This window comes from Methylocystis sp. L43, assembly GCF_015709525.1.
Lineage (GTDB): Bacteria > Pseudomonadota > Alphaproteobacteria > Rhizobiales > Beijerinckiaceae > Methylocystis.
Genome location: NZ_JADNRA010000012.1, coordinates 52,551 through 58,550 on the forward strand (window position 1 = coordinate 52,551; position 6,000 = coordinate 58,550).

Annotated in this window: 9 protein-coding genes; 6 read left to right on the forward strand and 3 right to left on the reverse strand. The window is 59.3% G+C overall.

Going from position 1 to position 6,000, the window contains the following annotated elements; all coding sequences use genetic code 11:
* Positions 1-29: 29 nt before the first annotated feature.
* A complete protein-coding gene (locus IYX23_RS01260) occupies positions 30-428 on the forward strand; it encodes a hypothetical protein (RefSeq protein WP_246695832.1) in 399 nt (132 codons plus the stop codon).
* Positions 429-704: 276 nt separating this feature from the next.
* Here IYX23_RS01260 and IYX23_RS01265 read toward each other — a convergent pair whose 3' ends face one another.
* The gene (locus IYX23_RS01265) at positions 705-953 is read right to left on the reverse strand and encodes a helix-turn-helix domain-containing protein (protein ID WP_154453899.1); all 249 of its coding nucleotides are present in this window, start codon (positions 951-953) and stop codon (positions 705-707) included.
* A gap of 156 nt (positions 954-1,109) precedes the next feature.
* Here IYX23_RS01265 and IYX23_RS01270 point away from each other — a divergent pair, with 156 nt between their 5' ends.
* From IYX23_RS01270 to IYX23_RS01280, 3 genes are all read left to right on the forward strand, one after another.
* Positions 1,110-1,382 (forward strand): hypothetical protein, encoded by a 273-nt coding sequence (locus tag IYX23_RS01270; protein WP_154453900.1) that lies wholly within the window; start codon positions 1,110-1,112, stop codon positions 1,380-1,382.
* Between the two features lie 85 nt (positions 1,383-1,467).
* Positions 1,468-2,136, forward strand: coding sequence for a hypothetical protein (locus tag IYX23_RS01275; RefSeq protein ID WP_154453901.1), 669 nt, complete (start codon positions 1,468-1,470; stop codon positions 2,134-2,136).
* Positions 2,133-2,741 carry a hypothetical protein gene (locus tag IYX23_RS01280; RefSeq protein ID WP_154453902.1) on the forward strand — a complete coding sequence of 203 codons (609 nt, stop codon included), beginning with the start codon at positions 2,133-2,135 and terminating at the stop codon, positions 2,739-2,741. Before IYX23_RS01275 ends, IYX23_RS01280 begins: the two co-directional genes overlap by 4 nt.
* An 853-nt stretch (positions 2,742-3,594) precedes the next feature.
* On the opposite strand, the gene smbP is transcribed toward IYX23_RS01280, so the two are convergent.
* On the reverse strand, positions 3,595-3,933 hold the full coding sequence (smbP, locus tag IYX23_RS01285; RefSeq protein ID WP_154453903.1) for a small metal-binding protein SmbP: 339 nt from the start codon (positions 3,931-3,933) through the stop codon (positions 3,595-3,597).
* 164 nt (positions 3,934-4,097) lie between these two features.
* Between smbP and IYX23_RS01290 the strand changes: the two genes are divergently transcribed.
* Positions 4,098-4,523 (forward strand): universal stress protein, encoded by a 426-nt coding sequence (locus IYX23_RS01290; protein WP_154453999.1) that lies wholly within the window; start codon positions 4,098-4,100, stop codon positions 4,521-4,523.
* A gap of 253 nt (positions 4,524-4,776) precedes the next feature.
* Here the strand turns inward: IYX23_RS01290 and IYX23_RS01295 are convergent, their stop codons facing one another.
* Complete coding sequence (locus IYX23_RS01295) at positions 4,777-5,286, reverse strand: invasion associated locus B family protein (RefSeq protein WP_154453904.1); 510 nt, start codon at positions 5,284-5,286, stop codon at positions 4,777-4,779.
* A gap of 252 nt (positions 5,287-5,538) precedes the next feature.
* On the opposite strand from IYX23_RS01295, the gene IYX23_RS01300 reads away from it, so the two are divergent.
* A partial coding sequence (locus IYX23_RS01300; protein WP_196398815.1) for a winged helix-turn-helix domain-containing protein occupies positions 5,539-6,000 on the forward strand: 462 nt, incomplete at its 3' end.

Consider the following 6,000-nt stretch of genomic DNA (forward strand, 5'->3'; position numbering starts at 1 on the left):
TGGTCTGAGCTTGCGCAGAGAGGCGTCAGATGCTTTGGCTGATCCGATTCATCGGCTTGCTTTCCCAAGCGATTTTCCTAGAATTCTCGCACATTTTCGGTTTAATCGTCTTTCTGCTCGCGGCGCTCCTCGGCTATTTCAGGGCTCCCTGGTGGATAGTCCCGGCGCTCGCCATCGCTAGCGGATTCTTCGCGAACAGTTTCATTGATCTCACTTATCTGACCGAGATATTCCGCAGGGTGGCCTCTGCGAGCGACCGCTGGGCCTTCGTGATCGTCGTCTATTTCGCGATCACGATCGGTGGCTATCTCGTTGGCCTTCTCGGGCGTTCATTCATGAGGAGCACAAGGCGGCTCTACGACAACGCTCGGCGTCGCGTTGTATGGCGCGCTCAGACTGTCCTGTCTTCGCGGCAGTGTCGGAAGTGAAGCGGTCGGCAGGCGAGCCTTCGCCAACTTGGCGAACCCTCGTGTGCTGATTTTCTCCGTTCTTCGTCTCCGGGTGCAGCGCCTCGCATTCGTCATCTCAGCGGCTTGGGTTTGCGAAATTTGTGGGGTCGGCAAATTTGCCGAAGGCTGCAAGTCCGTCCGCGCGCCTTTTCGATCGGCCGACTGCCACGCTTGCCGCGGCGGGCTTGAGAGCTAATTGGCCGTTGTCGCTCTGTGTGGGATAGAGCGGCACGTGTTAGCGACCTCGCCCGCGGTTCACAGCCGCGGGCCTTTTTTCAGCTTCACGCCCGGCTCATCGCCATTCGTGAACTCGACGCCGGCCTTTTCGAGCGCGGCTTGAACTTTCCTAACCGTCACTGCCCCGCTTGTAATAGCCTCTCTACCCCGCGCCTCCATATTGCGGATGGTGTTGACGCTAACACTGGATTGTTCCGCCAGCCATTTTTGGTCGACCTCCGCCAGCGCGCGCGCCGCCCTTAGTTGATTGCCTGTAATCAGCGACATTGGTTCTCATACCCATTTTTCTGGTTGGCAGAGCTAGAAATGTGCGGTTAGCGTTCATAACCAACATAACGGTTCCTATACCTAATCCGTTGGGAATTCAACGCCGAAACCACCGTTTCGGCGAACGACCTCGGCTTGTCCAAAGGAGAAGCGCCGATGTCCGCTGCTTATGATCGCTCCGCCATCATGAAAGCCGCGCATTTCATGGCCCGCTGGCGGGTTCAGAGCGTTGGCGGCTCCTATCGGGAATGGTTCGCCAAGGCGCTTGCGTCGGAATGGAAGAAGGCCAAGGCGTCTCGTCTGCGCGAGGAAAGCAACGTCGGACTTCCCGTTCGCTCCTGCTTCGCGGACCGTCCCGCGCCTCGCATGCCTTTATGCCGCCTCTACACCACGCATTCCGGCCGACTCGCCGGATCATTCGCGGCCTGATCAGTCCGTCCGAAAAAGCGGCCGGGCGAGGTGTTGATCTCGCCCCCTCCCGGCCTAACCACAACGCGAAACAGGAGTTCGCATCATGGCTGAGAATGCACATACACCATCGCGGCGGGCCATGCTCGCCGGCCTTGCCGCTGCGCCCGTCGCCGGGCTTCCCGTTGTCGCTGGTGTCGTCGCGGAAGCCGACCCGATCTTCGCGGCCTTCGCAGAATACGACCGCCTGCACGCCATCGAACGGGCCGCGTGGGAAGCCGTCGCGGACGCCGCGCCCACGAGCAATAGGCTCCCGGAAGTTGTCTCTAATGGCAATCGCGTCTTCAGCATTCTCCAACTCGAAACCATGCGCGAACGCAGCATGGGAATGACAGACGAAGAGATAGGCGACACGATTGCGCGCCTCCGCAAAGGCAACGCCACAATGCGCGCTGAAGCCGCTGGCCTTGAGCCAGAATACCGGAACGCGCGCGCCGTTTTAGAAGCCCACGGGGCATATGCGCAGAATACCGAGACGAGCGAGGTATTAGATGCGGAGTTGGCCGCACAGAAGGCGCAAGATAATGCGAACGAAGCGCAGCGGGTGGTCTTCGAATCCACACCGACGACGCTCGCGGGCGCCTTACGGCTGCTCCGTCACCTCGCTGACTTTCTCGACGAAGACGACGTGGTCAATGACATGCTTGTCGGCGACATGATCGGCGACTCCGTCCGCAACGCCGTCGCGGTGTTAGAGCGGGAAGCGCAGTCATGAGCATAGCCAATGACAACGCCTCCGCGGCGCCGCTCTTTATCGAATTGCGCCCCGGCATGCGCAAGGCGCTCGCCGACGCCGTGGAGGCGTTCTTGAACCTGTTGGACCAGATCGACGCCGACGCCGATCTTGAGGAAGACAACCCGCCGGAAGACGACGCGCCATGCGAGGACGTGGGCGACGATGAGCCAAGCCTGGGAGGCCTCGGCGGCACTGCGCTGGGCGGCTATTTCAATCAAGCGGGCTGGGCTCAGGGTGCGAGCGACGATCGCGAAGACGAGCACGACGGGTGCGAGCCGGGTGGCGACGAAGAGCCGACGCTCGGCGCCACGACGGCGATGAACCAGGCTCATGGCTGGCGGGCGTCGCTTTGGGATAGCAGCGACGAGGCGGAGCCTTCGCTCGGCTGGACGGGTCATGGGAGCGGCCATCCCGAGATGGCGTTGCGCGGCTACGACGACGATCGGGAGAGGACTACAGGGCCGCGCGACGAAGAAGAGGACGACAGCGACAAAGGAGAGCTGGACGGCGACTATATGGACTCTTGGTTCAATTCGCCGCACCTGCCAGGCGGCAATGGCACGGTGCGGAGACCAGGCCGATGACTGACCTGAGCAACGTCAAGGCGCGGCCATGCGAATGTCTCGGCGCATCGTCGAGAGCGCCGAGCGCTGCGCCGTCAAGTCGGACGATTTGTGGAGAAGGCTGAGGCCGTGACTTACGACCGCGCCGCGATCATGCGCGACGCTCATAAGCGATTCCGAGACGGCCGGCGGCTCGGACTCGGCTGGACGTTCGGGCAATGCCTCTCGACGGCGTGGCGGCGGCGAAGGATCGCCGAATGGCTAATGCCGGAAGATGTGCGGAGCGGCATGTGATAGAATCCGCACAAGCGCCGGCGAGACGCACCGCCGAGCGCGGCGCACCGTGACGCCGGGCGCACACAGACGCCCCGGCCGCATATGTGGCGGCGGGGTGTTTTTGTTGGGGTTAGCCCGCGTTAGTTTTGATAATTGTCGACTTTCCGTGAGGCGCTAATTTAATTCACGACACTTCAAAGTCCCAATCGAGATAATCTAAGGGGGCTTGGAAGCCTTAAGGGAGAATCGAATGAGCAAAATCTTGTTCGTAATCGCCGCGACGCTGGTTGCCACAACACTGCCTGCAGCCGCGCAAAGCGAAGAGCACCAGAGACATAGCGCAATGCAGCATATTGGCGGCCACGCGCGACACGGGCATCGCGATTGGAGCGATACTCAGGGACGTGGCCACGTGCATAACGTCTGTTGGGAGTGGAATCCTGCGGAGGGATGGGAGTGGGTTTGTCGCTGACACACTGAGCAAATGATGCGGCGGCCGCTGTCTTCGCCGTAGTTTACGCAAAGGGGGCGAAGGAAATGCCCTAAAGAAAGCCGCCCCGCCGTGGATGTAACGGCGGGGCGTTTTCTGCGTGCTTGGCTACTTCTGCGCCGCTTCCAAATGTGTCAACGCCTCTTCGGCGTGTCCGGTCGCGGCCTTGGCGTCCTTTTTCTTGCCTTCCGCAATTGACGCCTTCAGATGCGTAATTCCTTCCTTGGTGTGCTCATTCTTCTTTGCTTTTTCCGCCGCTTCAGCGTGTTTGAGCGCGGCTTCGGCGTGCGTCACCAACACATCCGCATGACCTTGTTTGCCGTGGTCGATCGCTTCCTTGGTGTGGCTGATCGCCTCGGCCAAATGATCCTCGGCAAGCGCGACGCGGGGCGCTACGAAGGCCGCGACGCCAAGACCCAGCGCGAGTGCGAAAATTCTACGGTTCATTGAAATATCCTCCCACTAGCCATTCCTCGGAAGGGAATGTCAGCAGGATCATAATCCCCAATTTGCGGGAGTCTATTCTGGCGATGGACGCGGCGGCAAGATACGCGAAGGAGTATTAGAACTCGGCATCTAGCTGCCTTAAAGGGTCAGCCAGGGAGGCGATGATGTTCAAAAAGATTCTTGTCGCGATCGATCTCACCGAATCGGAGATGACCAAGCAGGCGATCGATAAAGCAGCGGCGCTCGCCAGGGCTTTCAATAGCGAACTCAGGCTGGTCAATGTGCAGACGCTTATTCCCATCGCCTTCCTCGACTACGTCAAGGGAAATTTCGACAAGGATATTCGGCAAGGCCTTGAGAAGGAGATCGCGGCCCTAGCGGCTAGCATCGATCATCCGACCGGCCGAATCTCGACCGTTGTGCTGTTCGGTCCCGTCTATCAAAAGGTTCTGGCGGAGGCCGAGGAGTGGGGCGCCGAAGTCATCGTCGTAGGCTCCCACCGGCCAGGAATGGATCGGTTTCTCATTGGCTCCAACGCCGGCGCCATCGTACACCACGCAAAGTGCTCAGTGCTCGTCGTGCGGCAGTAGCGTCTTCGCCCCAACCGTCTTGGCGCGGGCGTTTTAATGTCGCCGGCAGCTCGTTGAGCGGACTCTTCCACTTAAAGAGGCAACAAGGCCCCAGCGCATCGGGACAAGCTCATTGCCGCCAGCCGCTGGCCGGATGACTTCAATCTGCGTCGTAGGGCGATGTTGTAGCGCGGCTGGCCGATTAGGTCGGCGATGCGCTGGAGCTCTTCCCAGGAGAGATGCTGTGTGAAGCGGCCGCACATGCCTTCGACTTTCACTCTCGCAGCGCATTGTAGCCGTCTTTGAAGCCATCAAGAGTGAATATGTGGCGAAGTCCCTCGCCGGGATTAGCATAGATCGTTATCAGCATAGTTTTGCCGTTGAGCAGCTTGTTTATGAGATCATTGGTTATTGGGCCTTCGGCCGCACAGGTGATTTCGGTGCATCTGAAGAATGGCAGCCTTCCGAATTCATGCTCATCGACTTTGATTCCCACGCCCTCCAGCAAGAAAGTTTTCGGCGGCGCGAAAAATTGGATCACTCCGTTGGCAATGCCTGGCGCTTTTCTGACAGCCGCCATTATGCCGACGTTCTGCTGTTCCTCCGAGGCCGCCTTTTGGACCAAAGCGCATGCCTTGACATTCGATGTCGACGCCGCGCACTGGATTTCCCAAGCGCCATATTTTGAGATTTCCGGCTGCTGCGCTACCGCGGGACCTGCTGAGAAATTGGTGAGCTGCAGACAGGCGAGAACATTAAACAATGATCTTCTAATGGATTGCATGCGACCGCCTTGAAGGAATTTGCCGTTTCAATTTGACGGTTGGGCGGGGCGACGAAGTGCACCTGTAGCGGGACCCATCCCGCCCGAATATCCCACCCCGCTGACATATAATTCAGAATCTTTGCTGAAGAATTTCCGCAAAGTGATCCTTTCGCATCCATTCCGGCGTGCCCGAACGTCGCATTACTCATCAGTCGTTAATTAAGGCGACATTTTCGTTGAGTATCATCTCGCACGATGATTCAATGAGTCATGAAGCGAGACGGACGTACCATCGATCACCAAACGTTGGAAACCATCCGGTTGATGGCGGTCGAGCGCGTGCGCGAAGGCGAGGCGCCATCTGCGGTCATCGCATCTTACGGGTTCAGCCGCACGACGATCTACAAATGGCTGGCGGCGATCTCGAAACCAGGGGTTGGGGTCCGTGCGCTTGCGTCGCGGCCGGCGCCCGGACGGCCGCGTAGTCTCACTGCGCGTCAGGAACAGCAGGTATTTCGCTGGATCAACGGCAATGATCCCCGTCAATATGGTCTGGATTTCGGGCTATGGACCCGAAGGGTGGTGGTTGACCTGATCGAGCGCAAATTCGGCATTCGGCTTGGTTTGACAGCGGTTGGGGAGTTGCTCGCCAAACTCAATCTGACGCCGCAAAAGCCACTGCAACGCGCGTATCAACGCGATCCCGAGGCAATCGAGAAGTGGCGGCGCGAG

What these genes read in the sequence shown, in the direction of transcription:
- IYX23_RS01260 (WP_246695832.1), top strand. Translation starts at nt 30, where the DNA reads ATGCTTTGGCTGATCCGATTCATCGGCTTGCTTTCCCAAGCGATTTTC.
- IYX23_RS01265 (WP_154453899.1), bottom strand. Translation starts at nt 953, where the DNA reads ATGTCGCTGATTACAGGCAATCAACTAAGGGCGGCGCGCGCGCTGGCG.
- IYX23_RS01270 (WP_154453900.1), top strand. Translation starts at nt 1,110, where the DNA reads ATGTCCGCTGCTTATGATCGCTCCGCCATCATGAAAGCCGCGCATTTC.
- IYX23_RS01275 (WP_154453901.1), top strand. Translation starts at nt 1,468, where the DNA reads ATGGCTGAGAATGCACATACACCATCGCGGCGGGCCATGCTCGCCGGC.
- IYX23_RS01280 (WP_154453902.1), top strand. Translation starts at nt 2,133, where the DNA reads ATGAGCATAGCCAATGACAACGCCTCCGCGGCGCCGCTCTTTATCGAA.
- smbP (WP_154453903.1), bottom strand. Translation starts at nt 3,933, where the DNA reads ATGAACCGTAGAATTTTCGCACTCGCGCTGGGTCTTGGCGTCGCGGCC.
- IYX23_RS01290 (WP_154453999.1), top strand. Translation starts at nt 4,098, where the DNA reads ATGTTCAAAAAGATTCTTGTCGCGATCGATCTCACCGAATCGGAGATG.
- IYX23_RS01295 (WP_154453904.1), bottom strand. Translation starts at nt 5,286, where the DNA reads ATGCAATCCATTAGAAGATCATTGTTTAATGTTCTCGCCTGTCTGCAG.